The following is a 17,102-nucleotide window of genomic DNA, read 5'->3' as shown; positions in this document are numbered from 1 at the left end:
AGTTAAACAAAGAAAACTGATTAACAGAATTCATACACTATGAAAAAAATCCAAATGGTTGACTTACAAAGTCAATATCAAAAAATAAAAGCAGAAGTTGACGCTTCTATTATGAATGTTATTGAATCTGCAGCGTTTATCAACGGTCCAGAGGTAAAACAATTCCAAGAAGATTTAGAAAAATATTTAGGTGTAAAACACGTAATTCCTTGTGGAAACGGTACGGATGCTTTACAAATTGCTTTAATGGCTTTAGGTTTAGAGCCAGGTGATGAAGTAATTACAGCAGATTTTACATTTGCAGCTACTGTTGAGGTAATTGATTTATTAAAATTAAAATCAGTTTTAGTTGATGTTAATTTAGATACTTTTACAGTTGATACAGAAAAATTAAAAGCAGCAATTACGCCAAAAACTAAAGCAATTATTCCAGTTCATTTATTTGGACAATGTGCGAATATGGATGAGGTAATGGCAATTGCTAAAGAGCATAATTTATATGTTGTAGAAGATACAGCACAAGCTATTGGAGCTGAATACAAAGGTAAAAAAGCAGGTACAATTGGTAATATTGGATGTACTTCTTTCTTCCCGTCTAAAAACTTAGGTTGTTACGGTGATGGTGGGGCTATTTTTACAAATAATGATGAATTAGCGCACCGTTTACGTGGAATTGTAAATCACGGAATGTACAAACGTTACTACCATGATGAAATTGGAGTAAATTCTCGTTTAGATTCAGTTCAAGCGGCAGTTTTACGTCACAAATTACCTCATCTTGATGGTTACAACGCGGCTCGTTTAGCAGCAGCTACTTATTATTCAGATGCTTTTGCTGATATTGATGAATTAGTTACACCAGTAATTTCTTCAGATTCTACTCATGTTTTTCACCAATATACATTACGAGTTTTAAACGGTAAAAGAGATGCTTTACAAGCTTTTTTAACTGAAAAAGAAATTCCAGCAATGATTTATTACCCAGTTCCATTACGCAAGCAAAAAGCTTATGATAGTGGAGATTATGTTGATGCTGATTTCCCAAATACTGATACTTTAGTTACAGAAGTTATGTCTTTACCGATGCATACAGAATTAGATGAAGAACAATTAGTTTACATCACTTCTGCAGTGAAAGAATTTTTCGGAAAATAGATTTTAGAAATATCTTTAAATAAAGTCCTTACAGTTTTGTGAGGACTTTTTTATTTCGCTATTTTTGAGAAAGTATAATTACGACTACACACAAGGATGAATAAAATTTTAGTAACTGGAGGACTGGGATATATAGGATCTCATACAGTTGTCGCTTTGCAAAATGCAGGTTATGATGTTGTCATTATTGACGATTGTTCAAATGCAGAAGAAAATTTCTTAGAAAGAATTACTTCAATTACGAATATCAAACCTGAATATTTTAAAATCGATTTAAAAGATGAAAATTCAGTTCGAGAATTCTTTCAATATAACAAAGTAAACGGAATCATTCATTTTGCAGCCTACAAAGCGGTTGGAGAATCTGTGCAAAAACCACTAATGTATTACCGTAATAATTTAGTAGGTTTAATTAATGTATTAGAATCGATGCAAGATTTTGATGTAAATAACATCATTTTTAGTTCATCTTGTACGGTTTATGGTCAGGCTGATAAAATGCCAATTGATGAGCAAACACCACTAAAAAAACCAGAATCTCCTTATGGTAAAACGAAACAAATGGGAGAAGAAATTTTAGAAGATTTCTCAGCTGTATCTGGTAAAAATGTAATTTGTTTACGATATTTTAATCCGGTTGGAGCGCACGAATCAGCTAAAATTGGAGAATTACCTAAAGGAATTCCTAATAATTTAGTTCCTTATGTAACGCAAACTGCAGCAGGTATTCGCGAATGTTTATCTGTTTGGGGTGATGATTATCCTACGCGTGACGGAACTGCAATTCGTGATTATATTGATGTCAATGATTTAGCAGTTGCGCATGTAAAAGCAATGACTCGTTTAATCGAAGGTAAAAACAAAACTACTTTAGAGTTTTTTAATCTAGGAACTGGAAGAGGATCTACAGTTTTAGAAGTGGTTAATGCATTTCAAGAGGCCAATAATATAAAAGTGAATTACCAAATACAAGGTCGTCGTGAAGGTGATATTGTAGAAGCTTACGCAAATAATACGTTAGCAAAAACAGAATTAGGTTGGATTCCAACTGTTTCGTTGGAAGAATCTTTACGTAATTCTTGGAAATGGGAACAAGGCTTAAGAGCGGAATAAGAAAATTATAAAAAGCAATATCAGATAAATTTAATCCGAGTTTTTAACTCGGATTTTTTTATTGGTATGATAGAGTTAGATAAAAAATTGTAAATTAGCTTTTGAAAAAGTAACATAATGAGTGTTGAGTTAAGACCAGACGGAAGAGTGAAAAAACCAGAGTGGTTACGTGTAAAATTACCTACTGGAAAAAAACATAAAGAATTAAGAGGTTTAGTTGATAAATATAAATTAAACACAATTTGTCAAAGTGGTAGCTGTCCAAATATGGGTGAATGTTGGGGCGAAGGAACGGCGACTTTTATGATTTTAGGTAACGTATGTACACGTTCGTGTGGTTTTTGTGGGGTAAAAACAGGTCGTCCAGAGCAAGTGGATTGGGCTGAACCAGAAAAAGTAGCTCGTTCAATTAAATTAATGAAAATTAAACACGCGGTTTTAACATCTGTTGATCGTGACGATATCAAAGATATGGGATCGATTATATGGGCAGAAACTATTCGTGCGGTTCGTCGTATCAGTCCTGGCACAACTATGGAAACATTAATTCCAGATTTCCAAGGGATAGAAAAACACATTGATCGTATTATTGATGCTGGTCCAGAAGTTTTATCACACAATATGGAAACTGTTCGTCGTTTAACTCGCGAAGTTCGTATACAAGCGAAATATGATCGTTCTTTAGAAGTTTTACGTTATGCAAAAGAAGCTGGTCAACGTCGTACAAAGACAGGAATTATGCTTGGTTTAGGTGAAATGGAAGATGAGGTTTTCGAAACGATTCAAGATGTTGCAAATGCGAATGTAGATGTAATTACAATTGGTCAATATTTACAACCAACAAAACAACATTTACCATTAAAAGAATTTATCACGCCAGAGCAATTTAAAAAATACGAAGATTTTGCTCGCGGATTAGGATTCCGTCATGTAGAATCAGGACCATTGGTTCGTTCTTCTTATCACGCAGAAAAACATATTTTATAAAATAGGTTATCAATTATATTTAAAAGAGTTACAATTTGTTGTAACTCTTTTTTTATTTTTAATAAAATTAATTTTAAAATGAAAAAACTTTTTTATTTACTACTCGTACTTACTTCTGTTGCAAATGCTCAGATTTATGAAGTAAAAGTCGAATTACAGCATCGTACAAAATATACACCTGAATATATTGAAATGAGTTTTGGAGATATAAAAGATACTGAACTTAGAAAATGGAACATTGAACAGAACGAAAATCCAGAACCATTAGATTATTTAATTTATTCATCTGAAAAAGAATATAATTCAATCGAACAAGAGAAAATAGATAACTCACAAGATGCAAAAGGAGGAGTGAAAAAATCTGTAGCAGGTTTACCTTTTGGATTAACATATTCAGATTTTAATACCAATGAGAATTTTCGAGAAGTAGATGTTTATGGTAAAAAGTATATCGTTAAAAATCCTATTGAAAAATTATCTTGGGAATTTACGAATGAAACCAAAGAAATTTTAGGTTACAAAGTTCAGAAAGCAAAATCAAAGTATAAATCTGGTCAAATTGTTTATGATGTTGACGCTTGGTTTACAAAAGATATAGATTTTAAATTTATGCCAATTGCAGTACAATTTTTGGATGGTTTTGTATTGGAAATGAATTTATTTATGGAAATTCCAGAAGTAGGAAGAATGGATAATTTTATTCGTGTGCAAAACATTAAACCAAATGTCAGAAATTATAAATTCAAAAATCCTTTAAAAGCAGATAAAAAATCTAAACTACAAATTATATCGCCACAAGAATTAAGCGATATTTATGACGAAGCCAATCGTAAACGAAATGAAATGTTTAATCAAGAAAGTACAATCGATTAAAAATAATTTAAAGAGTTTCAATTCGTTGTAACTCTTTTTTTATCTTTAGGTAAACAACATTTTATGAGAAATATATTAGCCATTTTATTGTTAGCTTCAACTTGTGTGAATGCACAATTTTATCAAATTGATTACGAAGTTCAACCTCAAATAGCTTTTACACCTAAAGCGATTGAAGCAATGAAACAATATTATCCAGACACAAAACAACGTGATGAGGTAATTGAAATGACGAAAAATATTCCTTCAATAGATTATATATTTACCTATAATTCGTCTCAAAGTCAATCAACAATTAATTTGAAATTAAATAATTCTCAACAACCAGGTGGTATGCGAATGGGAATTGGTCCTGATATTGGTGAGCATCCAGTTTTTAATTACAAAGAACAGTTGTATTATAATCAATCAGATTTTCAAGGGAAAAAGATAATGGTCTATGATTCGTTAAATAAAGTTGATTTTAAAGATACAGGTAAGTCAAAAACGATATTAGGAATAGAAACAAAAGAAGCAATTGGAAAACATAAAGATGTTGATGTAATCGCTTGGTATGCGCCATCTTTGCCTTATGTTTATTCTCCTGATAAATATTTTGGTACAAAAGGTTTGATATTAGAATTACATTATAAATACATTAAAGATGATATTGAAGTAATGATTTCTTGGAATCCAAAAGCGAAGAAAGAATTGAAAAAAGAACCGGTTTATAAATTAAATGAGAGTTTGAAAAAAGTATCTTATCCAGAATTAATTTCAATGTATGATGAAATGAATAAACGAATTATTGAAGCAGAAAACCAAGGTGTGGATAAAAAATAATTTGAAACGATATAAAACTTGTTACCTTTAAAGTAGCAAGTTTTTTTATGCATGAAAACCAAAGCAACTTTATTAACGATTGGAGATGAAATCTTAATCGGTCAAATTGTCGATACCAATTCGGCATTTATCGCTCAACATTTAAATCAAATAGGAATTGAAGTAGAAGAAATTCTTTCAGTCAAAGACGAATTATTTCACATTATCGAGGCGTTTCAACGTGGAATTGAAAAATCAGATGTTGTGATTGTAACTGGAGGTTTAGGACCAACAAAAGATGATAAAACAAAAACTGCATTATGTCAATTTTTGAATTGTGGATTAATTCGTGAAGAAAAAGTATTAGAAAATATTGTTCAACTATTTGCTTCGAGAGGTTACACGAAAGAATTAAATAATTTGAATCATGATCAAGCTCTAATTCCAGAAAAATCAACATTTATACAAAATCGTTACGGTACGGCGCCATGTTTATGGACTGCGGTAGAAGATAAAATTATAATAAATCTTCCAGGTGTTCCTTTTGAAATGAAAGGTTTGATGCGTGATGAAATTATACCAAGATTAAAGAATCAATTAAGCTCTGAAGTTATTGTTCATCGTGATATTTTGGTGAGTGGAATTCCTGAAAGTGATTTGGCAATTTTAGTAGAAGAGTGGGAAAATGAAATTCCAGATTTTATCAGTTTAGCTTATTTGCCAAATAGAACTTCAATTGATTTAAGATTTTCTGCTTTTGGACAAAACGAAGTTGAATTACAAAATGCTATTCAACATCAAATAGAGAAATTTAAAGAGATTGCTGGTCAATATTTATTGTCTGAGCATTCCGGTAAACCTCAACAAATTTTAGGTGAAATTTTAATTCAAAAAGGTTTAACCTTATCAACTGCCGAAAGTTGTACAGGAGGAAATATCGCAAGTTTAATAACATCAATTTCGGGAAGTTCAAACTATTTTTCAGGTGCCGTTGTTTCGTATGCGACTTCAGTTAAAACTTCTGTTTTAGGTGTTTCTCAAGATGCTATTAATGAATTTACTGTTGTTTCTGAACAAGTTGTAGAACAGATGGCAAAAGGAGCTTGCAAGGTTATGAATACAGATTTAGCGATTGCAACAACTGGAGTAGCTGGGCCAAATAAAGGCGAAGATAACAAAGCGGTCGGTACAGTTTGGATTTCTATTACAAATGGAGATAAAACCATAAATAAGAAGTTTTATTATCCATATTTAGATCGTGAAGATTTTATTAAAATTGTTTCGAATAATGCACTGAATTTAGCAATTCAGTTTGTGAAAGAGAACTATTGATTTGTTATACTATCAAGCTGAAATCATAAAATTCGTCAAAAAATAATCAATAATACATTAAGTCTATTTAATTAATAGAGTTTATATTTGACGCAAATTTGCATGAATGTTAAAAAAGATTTTAGGAAACACCTTATTTAAATTGATAGTGGGTGTAATTGCGGGATTGATTTTAGGAAATTATCTAAATGAAAGTACAATACAAATAGTTTTATCGATTAAATATTTTACAGGACAATTAATTTTCTTTTTAGTTCCATTAATTGTGATCGGATTCATAGTTTCTTCGATTACAAAATTGAATGAAGGATCAAGTAAAATTGTTGGATTTTCTTTAGCAATAGCGTATTTATCATCAATTGGAGCAGGATTACTTTCAACATTTGCTGGATACCAAATTATTCCACAATTATCAATTCCAACATCTGTTGAAGCTTTAAAAGAAGTTCCTAAAATTCTATTTCAATTAGATATTCCACCAATTTTTTCAGTCATGACAGCTTTAATTTTGTCTTTGATGATTGGAATGGGAATTCTACTTACGAAAGCAAAACAGTTAGAAATTATTTTCGACCAATTTAAGGACATTGTGATCTTGATGGTCAATAAAGTTTTAATACCGATATTACCGTTTTTCATTGCGGCAAATTTTGCAATTTTAAGTTATGAAGGATCAATTGAAAAACAATTACCCGTTTTTTTTAAAGTAATTTTAATCGTGATTGTTGGTCATTTTATTTGGATGACTTTGATGTATTCTATCGCAGGATTTTATCATAAAACAAATCCGTTAAAATTACTAAAACATTATCCACCGGTTTATTTAACAGCAGTTGGTACGATGTCTTCGGCAGCAACTTTAGGTGTTGCTGTAAAAGCTGTTGATGATAGTAAAGTAATTAAACCAACGATTGCAAATTTTACGATTCCATTTTTTTCCAACACGCACTTGTGTGGATCAGTTTTAACAGAAGTTTTCTTTGTGATGACGGTTTCTCAAGTATTATATGGAAGTATTCCTGATTTAGGTACAATGGTAATGTTCGTCTTATTATTAGGTGTTTTTGCTGTTGGTGCGCCAGGTGTTCCAGGTGGTACTGTAGTTGCTTCTTTAGGATTAATTTCTAACGTACTTGGATTTGATGAAGCTGGAATTGCTTTGATTCTGACAATTTTTGCTTTACAAGATAGTTTCGGAACTGCATGTAATATTACGACCGATGGGGCATTAGCAATGATTGTTGATAAATATGCGGAAGAAAAAGCATAGCAATATTTAGATAATTACAACGTTATGTTATTAGTATTAATTATCTGAAAAAAGTATTTTTATTTGCGTTGCTTTTATTTTCAACTTTGAATTTTGCTCAAAATTCATATGCAGTTAAAATTGGAGCACAGACTACAGGGATTAACAATGCTATAAAAGGTGATAACCAAAATGGATTTGGAGCTTATGTAGGAGTGTCAACAGATTTTAAATTAGATGATAAATTTAGTTTTCAACCAGAGATATTGTATTCTTATCAAACATTTAATAATGTAAATATTAATTTACATGAATTAACAGGAGCACCTTTGTATGATAATAACTATCCAAGATTTGATGAAAATTACAAAGTGCATTTTATCAAGTTGCCATTATTATTAAAATATCAACCTAAAAAATTATATTTTGAATTTGGAGGAGAAGTTGGATATAATTTGTCAAGTAAATTGAAATTTGAAGATCATTTAAATGAATATCCTACATATTCTGGAAAATTAGATCATGTAAATAAAATACAATTTGCGGCTTTATTGGGTTCTGGATATCAAATTGACGAAAAGTTAGGAATTGGACTTCGCGTGGGTTGGGGATTGACAAAGTTTATAGAGAATTATTACATCAAAAACTTTAACGTTTCAGCAGGAATTAGTTACAAAATAAAATAAAAATAAGCACTTCATTTGAAGTGCTTTTATATTTTAAGTAGAAAGATTAACGTCTTCTACCTCTTTCATTTTTCTTTTTGAAGAATTGCTTTTTCGCGATAAAATCATTCGATTTACTTTTCGCTTTTACATCAGTTTCAGCTTTTTTATGAAATTCTTTCGGAGTTTTTATAATTGTTACATAAGCACCAATTAATTTCTCAATATTCATTAAATCACCTTTTTCGTCTGCAGCACATAATGAAATTGCTTTTCCTTCGCGACCAGCACGACCCGTACGACCGATACGGTGAACGTAAGTTTCTGGAACGTTAGGTAATTCGTAATTGATTACATAAGGTAATTGATCAATATCAATTCCACGAGCAGCAATATCTGTTGCGATTAAAACTTTTAAAGTTTCATCTTTAAAATTATTTAATGCTTTTTGACGCGCATTCTGAGATTTATCTCCATGTATCGCAGCAGAAGGAATACCTGCTTTTTCCAAATGACGAACCAAACGATTTGCACCGTGTTTTGTACGCGTAAAAATTAATGTTCTATCTTCAGGATTTTCTTTTAAAATACTAACCAATAAAGCAACTTTCATGTCTTTATCTACATGATAAACAAATTGCTCTACCGTTTCAGCAGTGGAAGAAACCGGAGTTACGCTAACTTCTTTTGGACGATTTAATACAGTGTGAGAAAACTTACGAATATTTTTTGGCATCGTAGCCGAGAAAAATAACGATTGTCTTTGTTTCGGTATGATTTCTAAAATCTTTTTGATTTCATGTACAAATCCCATGTCTAACATACGGTCAGCTTCATCTAAAACAAAAATCTCAATTTGATTAATTTTTAAATGACCTTGACCAATTAAATCCAATAAACGACCTGGAGTTGCGATCAAGATATCAACACCATTTTTTATCGCATTGATCTGAGGATTTTGATTAACACCACCAAAAATAGCCATGTGTTTTAAAGGTAAATGTTTACCATATAATTTAAAACTATCGTTGATTTGAATTGCTAATTCTCGCGTAGGAGTTAAAATTAAAGATCTAACTTTTTTTCCTTTGCTTGGTGTATTTGTTAAATTCTGAAGAATAGGAATTGCAAATGATGCTGTTTTTCCTGTTCCAGTTTGTGCACAACCAATAATATCATTTCCTTCTAAAACTAAAGGAATAGATTGTCTCTGAATATCTGTTGGTTCTGTATAACCAGCTTCTTCAATAGACTTTAATATTGGTTCGATTATATTTAATTCAGTGAATTTCATATTTGAAAATTTGTTAATCAGTATTGTTGTATTTATCTGATTAGAATAAGAAGTAAAAGCACTTCAAAATGAAGTGCTTTTTAATATATGTAGAATTAATCTTTTAATTCTTTAGCATTTCTATCGATTGGTTCATCAGGTTCTACTGCGTGAACAGAATTGATAGAGTAGTTTCTCCAACGTTCAATTACATCAACAATATCTGCTGGTAATGGAGATTCGAAAGATAATCTTTCTCCTGTCGTTGGGTGGTCGAATCCAAGTGTACGTGCGTGTAAGGCTTGTCTTGGACATGCAGCGAAACAATTATCCACAAATTGTTTGTATTTGTTAAATGTTGTTCCTTTTAAAATACGATCTCCACCATAACGCGCATCATTAAATAATGGATGACCGATATGTTTGAAGTGTGCACGAATCTGGTGTGTACGACCAGTTTCTAATTTACATTCAACTAAAGTAACGTAAGAGAAATTCTCGATTACTTTGTAGTGTGTAACTGCATGTTTACCTTGATCACCGTCTGGGAAAACAGCCATTTGCATACGATCTTTCAAATGACGTCCAATGTGTCCTGTAATTGTTCCGTGATCTTCTGCTACAACTCCCCAAACGATTGCATTATATAAACGATCTGTCGTATGGTTTGCAAATTGTTCTGCTAATGAAGTCATTGCAACTTCAGTTTTAGCAATAACTAATAATCCAGATGTATCTTTATCAATACGGTGAACTAATCCAGGTCGTTCCATCTGATCAGACATTGATGGCAAATTATCAAAATGGAATTTTAAAGCATTAACTAAAGTTCCTGTATAATTTCCATGTCCTGGATGTACAACCATTCCTGGTTCTTTATCAATAACCACAACTTGGTCATCTTCATAAACAATTCGTAATGGAATATCTTCAGCGATTACTTCGTTCTCGCGTGGAGGAGTTTCTAACATGATTTGAATAAAATCTCCAGGTTTTACCTTGTAATTAGATTTTACAGCCTCGTTATTAACTATAATATTTCCATTTTCAGCAGCTTGCTGAATTTTATTTCTCGTTGCATTTTCAATACGAACCATAAGGAACTTATCAATACGCAATAACGATTGACCTTTGTCAACCGTTATTGAAAAATGCTCGTATAATTTATTGTTATCTTGTTCGAATATTTCGTCTAATTCTAAATCTTCCGTCATTCTATATTTTTATTCGATTATAATCTCTTCTGAAACTTTAGGAGCTTGAGGTGCTGCAGGAGTTGTTACTTCTTCCAGATTTTCCTCTGTCTTAGTTTTAGGATTATTTTTATTTAGTATATCAAGGTATTGTGAACCTTGGATTGTGTCTTCGTCAAATTTTTTGTACTCACGATCTAACATTTTCAGTTGATCTTTTAACTCATTCATTGATTTGTTTGATAACCAAACATCGATTGGTTGACCTTGATCGTATGAATCGCCGCTGAAAGGGAATTGGTAAACAACTCGAGCACCAATTGTGTCAGTTGAACTACCAATAAATTTAACCTGTCCTAATTCGAAAAAGTTTTGTATAATGATGTCTTTAGCAGATGTTAAATCCAATCCAACTAAGTTTGGCGTATTTACACCTGTTAACATTCCACGTCCTAAAACTAAATCAACAACAGCAAAACGAGGTAAAACTGTACCAGGTTTTATAATTTGTCCTTTGTATAATATTTTTAAAACCGCATCTTTCGCTAAGTCTGGTTCATAAATTATATTACCAATTTTTAAACCTGAAATATCTAATTGTGTAAAAGCTAATCGTTTTGATTTACCAATTAAGTCTGGTAATTCTACAGGACGATACGTTTTTGGATTTGCTTTAATAAAAATACGACGACCTTCTTTCACTTTAGAAAGTGAATTAGGATAAAAATCGATAATTGAATAAGGTTTCATCTTAGGATCAAAGTTGACAGAATCAACTTCGTAAGTTAAACCTAGTTCATCTAATGTTTGAGTAGCTTGTTGTATATTCATACTTGATAAATCAGGAACTTCTACAGATTCTCCATGGTTCGTGTAGCTTGATAACCAAATATTGAAAACAAAATAGTATAATCCGTAAGATAGCGCTGCAACTATAATTGCATTAAGCACGACTTTAAGAATTGATTTTACTGAATTCATTGTACTAATTAATAACGTACAAATATAGTTTAAAAATAATATTAATGATTATTATCAAAGTTCTATATTTGAATAAATTTAATTTCTAATCATGTTAAGAGTAGCAGTAGTCGCAGGAGGTTATTCTGATGAAAGCGTAATTTCATTAAAAAGTTGCGAATTAATCTACGCAAGTTTAAATGCTGAAAAGTACGATAGAACAAGAGTTCGTATTTTAAAAGAAGGCTGGTATGCTGAAATTGAGGGAGAAAAATACCCAATTAGTAAAGAAGATTTCAGTTTTACAAAAAATGGACAAAAACATACATTTGATGTAGTTTTTAATACTATTCATGGTACACCAGGTGAAGATGGTTATTTACAAGCTTATTTTGAATTAATTGGTTTGCCTTATACAGGTTGTCCCTTCTATCAATCAGCTTTAACTTTTAATAAAAAGGATTGTATTGCTGCATTAAGTAAATATGGTATTCCTCATGCAAAATCGGTTTACATTCAAAAAGGAACAAATTATTCTATATCACAAATTATTGAAAATGTAGGATTACCTTGTTTTGTGAAACCAAATCGTTCAGGTTCTTCGTTAGGAATTTCAAAGGTTTCAGCTGTTGAGGAGTTTGAAGCTGCTTTAGAGAAAGCTTTTACTGAAGATAAAGAAGTTTTAATTGAATCATTTTTAGATGGTATTGAAGTTTCGGTTGGAGTTTTAAATTATCAAGGAGAAATTAAAGTTGTTGGAATAACAGAAATTGTTTCCGAAAATGAATTCTTCGATTACGAAGCAAAATACGAAGGGAAATCACAAGAAATTACACCAGCTCGTATTTCTGATGAGGTTACGAAAAGAGTAGAAGAGGTTGCAAAAAGAGCCTATACTTCTTTAAATATGACTGGATTTACACGTTCTGAATATATTATTGTTGATGGTGAACCTCATTTTATCGAAATGAATACTTTACCTGGTTTTTCACCAGCAAGTATTTTTCCACAACAAGCTGCTTATTCAAAAATTGAATTATCGGATTTGATGGACAGCGAAATTGAATTGGCTTTAAATAGAAAATCATCATGGCAAGAATAGCAGTTTTCCCAGGTTCTTTTGATCCAATTACTATTGGTCATATCGATATTATTGAACGTGCAGTTCCATTATTTGATAAAATTATTGTTGCAATAGGTACAAATTCTTCTAAAAATTATATGTTTTCATTAGAACAACGCAAAGAATTTATTGCGCAATCTATTGCTAAATATGATAATGTTGAAGTTGATGTTTATGAAGGTTTAACTGTAGATTATTGTCGTGAGAAAGAAGCAAGTTTTATTTTAAGAGGATTAAGAAACCCTGCTGATTTTGAGTTTGAGAAAGCGATAGCACACACCAATCGTGCAATTACAAATCACGATATCGAAACGATTTTCTTGTTAACATCTTCAGGAAAAGCATATATTTCTTCAAGTATTGTAAGAGATGTAATGCGTAACGGAGGTAACTATACTATTTTGGTGCCTGATGTTGTAAGAATTTAATCAATATATTACATAAAAATAAAAGGAGATTCAATTTTTGAATCTCCTTTTATTTTTAAATCAAATTATAAATCTAATGTTAATTGTTCAGGTAATAATCTAAATGATAACCTATGATGTGGGGTTGTTCCAAATTCTGCAATTGCATCTCGATGAGCTTTTGTAGGATATGCTTTATTTTTTTTCCAATGATATTGTGGAAATTCTAAATCCAAATTCTCCATAATTTCATCACGATAAGTTTTCGCTAAGATTGATGCCGCAGCAATATTCATATATTTACCATCGCCCTTAACAATGCATTCGTGTGGGATTTCATTGTATTTATTAAATCTATTTCCATCCACTACAATTAAATCTAGTGGCATATTAATTTGATCCAATGCTCGATGCATAGCCAAAAAACTTGCGTTCAGAATATTTATTTCATCAATTTCTTTTGGAGAAACAATTCCAACAGCCCAAGCTAATGCATTTTCTTCGATATATAATCTAAGCGAATTTCTATTTTTTTCGGGTAGTTTTTTTGAATCATTTATAATATCGTTGCTAAAATCTTTACCTAATATAACAGCAGCTGCTACAACTGGACCTGCCAAACAACCTCTTCCAGCTTCATCACAACCCACTTCAAATTCAAGATTTGTTAAAGATTTGTCCATTTTATTGAATTTTTTAACAAATTTAACATTTTGTATTAAAAAAAAATTTGTTGTTGTTAAACTTTATCATAAGTTTATATAAGTTTTAAAAATGTTTTAACAGATGAGGAGAAATTTAAAAAACTTGTTTGTACTTGGAGGATTACTATTAAGTGCTTCTATGTATGCGCAAGAAAAAACTGTTACTGGTGTTGTTAAAGACGCTGATGGTCTTCCAGTAATGGATGCAGTTGTAAAAACTTCTGGAGGTAAAGAAGTTTACACTGACGAGAATGGTGCATTCTCAGTAGAAGCTAATAAAGGAGACTATATTTTTGTGGAATCTATGGGGCTTCCTACACAAACTATTGTAGTTGGTGATGAAACTTCTTACACAGTTTCTTTTCAACCTTCTGAGGATATTGAGTTAGGAGAAGCTGTAGTAACTGCTTTAGGTATTACAAGAGATAAGAAATCATTAGGTTACGCATCACAAGAAGTAAAAGGTGATATCGTATCTCAAGGACGTGGGACAAATGCTTTACAATCTTTATCAGGTAATGTTGCGGGAGCACAAATTACTTCACCTTCAGGTTTAGGTACATCTGCACGTATTGTTTTACGTGGTATTGGATCTGTAACGGGTGAAAATAGACCTTTAATTGTAGTTGATGGAGTACCAATGGATAACTCTAACTATAATGCATCTTCAGCATCTACTGGTGGTGGAGGTCGTGATTATGGTGATGGATCTTTTGATATTAACCCAGATGATGTAGAGTCTGTAAACGTATTAAAAGGTGGACCTGCTGCCGCTTTATACGGTTCTCGTGCAAATAACGGGGTAATCATGATTACAACGAAATCTGCTAAAAAAGGTAGAGATGAAATTGTTTTCAATACTGGTGTTGCTTTCGAATCAACTAATATTCAACCAAAATTACAACAATTATATGGAGGAGGTATTGATGATTTTGTAACAGTTAATATTGACGGTCGTGATTTCCAGATTGTTGATTACGGTATGGATGGTTCGTGGGGTCCACGTTTAGATGGTCAACAAGTTTTACATTGGGATGCTTTTGATCCAGAACGTCCACAAGATTACTTACAAACTAGAGCATGGTCTGCACCAAAAAATAATTACAAGACTTTATACCAAACAGGTATCGCATATACAAACTCTGTGTCATTCTCTAAATCTTACGAGAATACATCAGCACGTATGTCGTTATCACATTTAGATCAGTCAGGTATTTTACCAAATACTAGTTTAAAAAGAACTACGGCTAATTTAAATTTATCAACAAAATTCAATGATAAATTAACTGCAAAAGGAGGTATTACTTACGTTAGAACTAATGGTTATAACCGTCCAGAGTTCGGATACGGAGATAATTCTATTCCACAGAAATTGTATCAATGGGGACAAGTTCAATTAGATTTTGATCGTTTAAAACATTACAAAACAAGTACTGGAGAACAAAGAACTTGGAACCGTAAGGCATGGAATGATGCTACTCCAAACTATAACGATAACCATTACTGGATTTTATACGAAAATACTTCATACGATCAACGTGACCGTTTCTACGGAAATTTCGAATTAAAGTATGATATCTTACCTGGATTATACGCAGTAGGTAATGTTTATGGTGATAACTCGACATTAAACATCAACTCTCGTGTTGCAGTAGGATCTCAAGCTCAGTCTGGATATGCAGAAAATATTCGTGAGCGTACTGAAATGAACTACGAAGGTCGTTTACACTTAGATAAAAAATGGGGTGATTTCAGCTTAAATGCATTTGCGGGTGTTAACAGAAGACACGAAACTTATTCTGCATTTAATGCTAGTACAAATGGAGGTTTAATTGTACCAGGATTATACTCTATTAATAACTCAGCTCAACAAGCATCTGTATCTACATCAAAATCTAAAAGACGTGTAAACTCTGTATTTGCAAGTGCGTCTTTAGGATTCATGGATACTTTTTTCTTAGAAGCTACAGCTCGTAATGACTGGTCTTCGACTTTACCAGCAGGTGATAATTCATACTTCTATCCATCTTTCACAGGATCGTTAGTATTCTCTGAATTGATTGAAGCATCTTGGTTAAACTTTGGTAAGTTAAGAGCTGGTTGGTCGCAAACAGGTAACGATACGTCTCCACATCAAATTTATGATACATACGAGAACACTGCGTTCAGTGGTTCAACCTTTAATGGAGATCCTTATTTCTTGACTTCATTATCTAAGAAAAATGAATTCTTAAAACCAGAAACTAAAACTTCTTGGGAGGTAGGTGTAGAAATGCAAATGTTCAAAAATCGTTTTGGTTTTGATGTAACTTATTACAACGAAGAAACTGAAGATTTGATTATGCCAGTTGCATTTGGTGCTGAAACAGGAGTTACTTCTAAAATCTTAAATGCAGGTAAAACTGTAAACAAAGGTATCGAAGCAATGGTTAATATTGTTCCAGTTCGTACAAATGATTTCGAATGGGGAATTAACGTTAACTTCTCTAAAAACGAAAATGAGGTTGTTGAATTATACGACGGAGTTGAATCTTTACAATTAGCATCTGCACCATTCAAAGCTACTTTAAATGCAATGGTAGGTGAGAAATATGGACAAATACGTGGTACAGATTTCATTTATGATGCTGATGGTAACAAAGTTGTTGGAGCTAATGGTTTATACTTAACTTCAGCAGTTAAAAACTTAGGATCTATCATTCCAGATTGGAACATGGGTATCCGTAATAGTGTGAAATACAAAAACGTTAGTTTATCTGCATTATTAGATATCCAACAAGGAGGTAAATATTTCTCTGTAACTAATATGTTTGGTATGTATTCAGGTATGTTAGAAGAAACTGCAGCAAACGGTGTTCGTGAAAATGGTATTGTAGCTGAAGGTGTTACTGGAACTGTTGTAAATAACGGAGACGGAACATATACAGTTTCTAATACAGCTCAAAATACAAGAAATGTGTCAGCTTATAGTTATTTTGGACACTACTATGCAGGACCAACAGCACAAAACGTATTTGATGCAGACTATATTAAATTAAGAGAGGTTACTTTATCTTATACTTTCCCAGAGAAATTTAGAGGACCATTCTCAAATGTAGTTATTTCTGCATTCGGAAGAAACTTAGGTACATGGGGGTTAGATAATAAACACTTCGATCCAGAACAAGCAGCTGGAGGAAGTGGAAATGTACAAGGTTTAGAAGGTGGATCATTACCATCGACTAGAACTTACGGTATGAACCTTAAATTACAATTTTAATTAGATTA

Annotated in this window: 15 protein-coding genes; 11 read left to right on the top strand and 4 right to left on the bottom strand. The window is 32.0% G+C overall.

What is annotated here, in order from left to right; all coding sequences use genetic code 11:
* The first annotated feature begins 39 nt into the window (after window positions 1-39).
* The 8 genes from J9309_RS01970 (at window position 40) to J9309_RS01935 (ending at window position 8,196) form a co-directional block, all read left to right on the top strand.
* Window positions 40-1,155: a DegT/DnrJ/EryC1/StrS family aminotransferase gene (locus tag J9309_RS01970; RefSeq protein WP_230476773.1), complete on the top strand. Its 1,116-nt coding sequence runs from the start codon at window positions 40-42 to the stop codon at window positions 1,153-1,155.
* A gap of 96 nt (window positions 1,156-1,251) precedes the next feature.
* Window positions 1,252-2,268, top strand: a complete 1,017-nt coding sequence (gene galE / locus J9309_RS01965; RefSeq protein ID WP_230476772.1) for a UDP-glucose 4-epimerase GalE — start codon at window positions 1,252-1,254, stop codon at window positions 2,266-2,268.
* A gap of 117 nt (window positions 2,269-2,385) precedes the next feature.
* Window positions 2,386-3,255 (top strand): lipoyl synthase, encoded by an 870-nt coding sequence (gene lipA / locus J9309_RS01960; RefSeq protein WP_121933615.1) that lies wholly within the window; start codon window positions 2,386-2,388, stop codon window positions 3,253-3,255.
* Between the two features lie 78 nt (window positions 3,256-3,333).
* Window positions 3,334-4,128, top strand: a complete 795-nt coding sequence (locus tag J9309_RS01955) for a GLPGLI family protein (RefSeq protein WP_230476771.1) — start codon at window positions 3,334-3,336, stop codon at window positions 4,126-4,128.
* Window positions 4,129-4,191: 63 nt separating this feature from the next.
* Window positions 4,192-4,950: a GLPGLI family protein gene (locus tag J9309_RS01950; RefSeq protein WP_230476770.1), complete on the top strand. Its 759-nt coding sequence runs from the start codon at window positions 4,192-4,194 to the stop codon at window positions 4,948-4,950.
* A gap of 51 nt (window positions 4,951-5,001) precedes the next feature.
* On the top strand, window positions 5,002-6,261 hold the full coding sequence (locus tag J9309_RS01945) for a CinA family nicotinamide mononucleotide deamidase-related protein (protein WP_230476769.1): 1,260 nt from the start codon (window positions 5,002-5,004) through the stop codon (window positions 6,259-6,261).
* Between the two features lie 106 nt (window positions 6,262-6,367).
* Window positions 6,368-7,531, top strand: coding sequence for a dicarboxylate/amino acid:cation symporter (locus tag J9309_RS01940; RefSeq protein WP_230476768.1), 1,164 nt, complete (start codon window positions 6,368-6,370; stop codon window positions 7,529-7,531).
* Window positions 7,532-7,599: 68 nt separating this feature from the next.
* Window positions 7,600-8,196 carry a porin family protein gene (locus J9309_RS01935; protein ID WP_317192141.1) on the top strand — a complete coding sequence of 199 codons (597 nt, stop codon included), beginning with the start codon at window positions 7,600-7,602 and terminating at the stop codon, window positions 8,194-8,196.
* Window positions 8,197-8,242: 46 nt separating this feature from the next.
* On the opposite strand, the gene J9309_RS01930 is transcribed toward J9309_RS01935, so the two are convergent.
* From J9309_RS01930 to J9309_RS01920, 3 genes are all read right to left on the bottom strand, one after another.
* Window positions 8,243-9,469: a DEAD/DEAH box helicase gene (locus tag J9309_RS01930; RefSeq protein WP_230476766.1), complete on the bottom strand. Its 1,227-nt coding sequence runs from the start codon at window positions 9,467-9,469 to the stop codon at window positions 8,243-8,245.
* Window positions 9,470-9,564: 95 nt separating this feature from the next.
* On the bottom strand, window positions 9,565-10,662 hold the full coding sequence (locus tag J9309_RS01925) for an RluA family pseudouridine synthase (RefSeq protein WP_230476765.1): 1,098 nt from the start codon (window positions 10,660-10,662) through the stop codon (window positions 9,565-9,567).
* Window positions 10,663-10,671: 9 nt separating this feature from the next.
* Window positions 10,672-11,622, bottom strand: coding sequence for a PASTA domain-containing protein (locus tag J9309_RS01920; protein ID WP_230476764.1), 951 nt, complete (start codon window positions 11,620-11,622; stop codon window positions 10,672-10,674).
* A gap of 91 nt (window positions 11,623-11,713) precedes the next feature.
* Between J9309_RS01920 and J9309_RS01915 the strand changes: the two genes are divergently transcribed.
* The gene (locus tag J9309_RS01915) at window positions 11,714-12,703 is read left to right on the top strand and encodes a D-alanine--D-alanine ligase (RefSeq protein ID WP_230476763.1); all 990 of its coding nucleotides are present in this window, start codon (window positions 11,714-11,716) and stop codon (window positions 12,701-12,703) included.
* On the top strand, window positions 12,691-13,152 hold the full coding sequence (gene coaD, locus J9309_RS01910) for a pantetheine-phosphate adenylyltransferase (protein ID WP_230476762.1): 462 nt from the start codon (window positions 12,691-12,693) through the stop codon (window positions 13,150-13,152). The genes J9309_RS01915 and coaD overlap by 13 nt, the downstream gene beginning before the upstream one ends.
* A gap of 65 nt (window positions 13,153-13,217) precedes the next feature.
* On the opposite strand, the gene J9309_RS01905 is transcribed toward coaD, so the two are convergent.
* Entirely contained in the window at window positions 13,218-13,814 is a 597-nt protein-coding gene (locus J9309_RS01905) for a ribonuclease HII (RefSeq protein WP_230476761.1), read from the bottom strand.
* Between the two features lie 103 nt (window positions 13,815-13,917).
* On the opposite strand from J9309_RS01905, the gene J9309_RS01900 reads away from it, so the two are divergent.
* The gene (locus J9309_RS01900) at window positions 13,918-17,094 is read left to right on the top strand and encodes a SusC/RagA family TonB-linked outer membrane protein (RefSeq protein ID WP_230476760.1); all 3,177 of its coding nucleotides are present in this window, start codon (window positions 13,918-13,920) and stop codon (window positions 17,092-17,094) included.
* Window positions 17,095-17,102: the final 8 nt, after the last annotated feature.

The sequence above is a fragment of the Faecalibacter bovis genome (assembly GCF_017948305.1).
Taxonomy (GTDB): Bacteria; Bacteroidota; Bacteroidia; order Flavobacteriales; family Weeksellaceae; genus Empedobacter; species Empedobacter bovis.
This window is presented reverse-complemented; position numbering and strand designations above follow the sequence as displayed.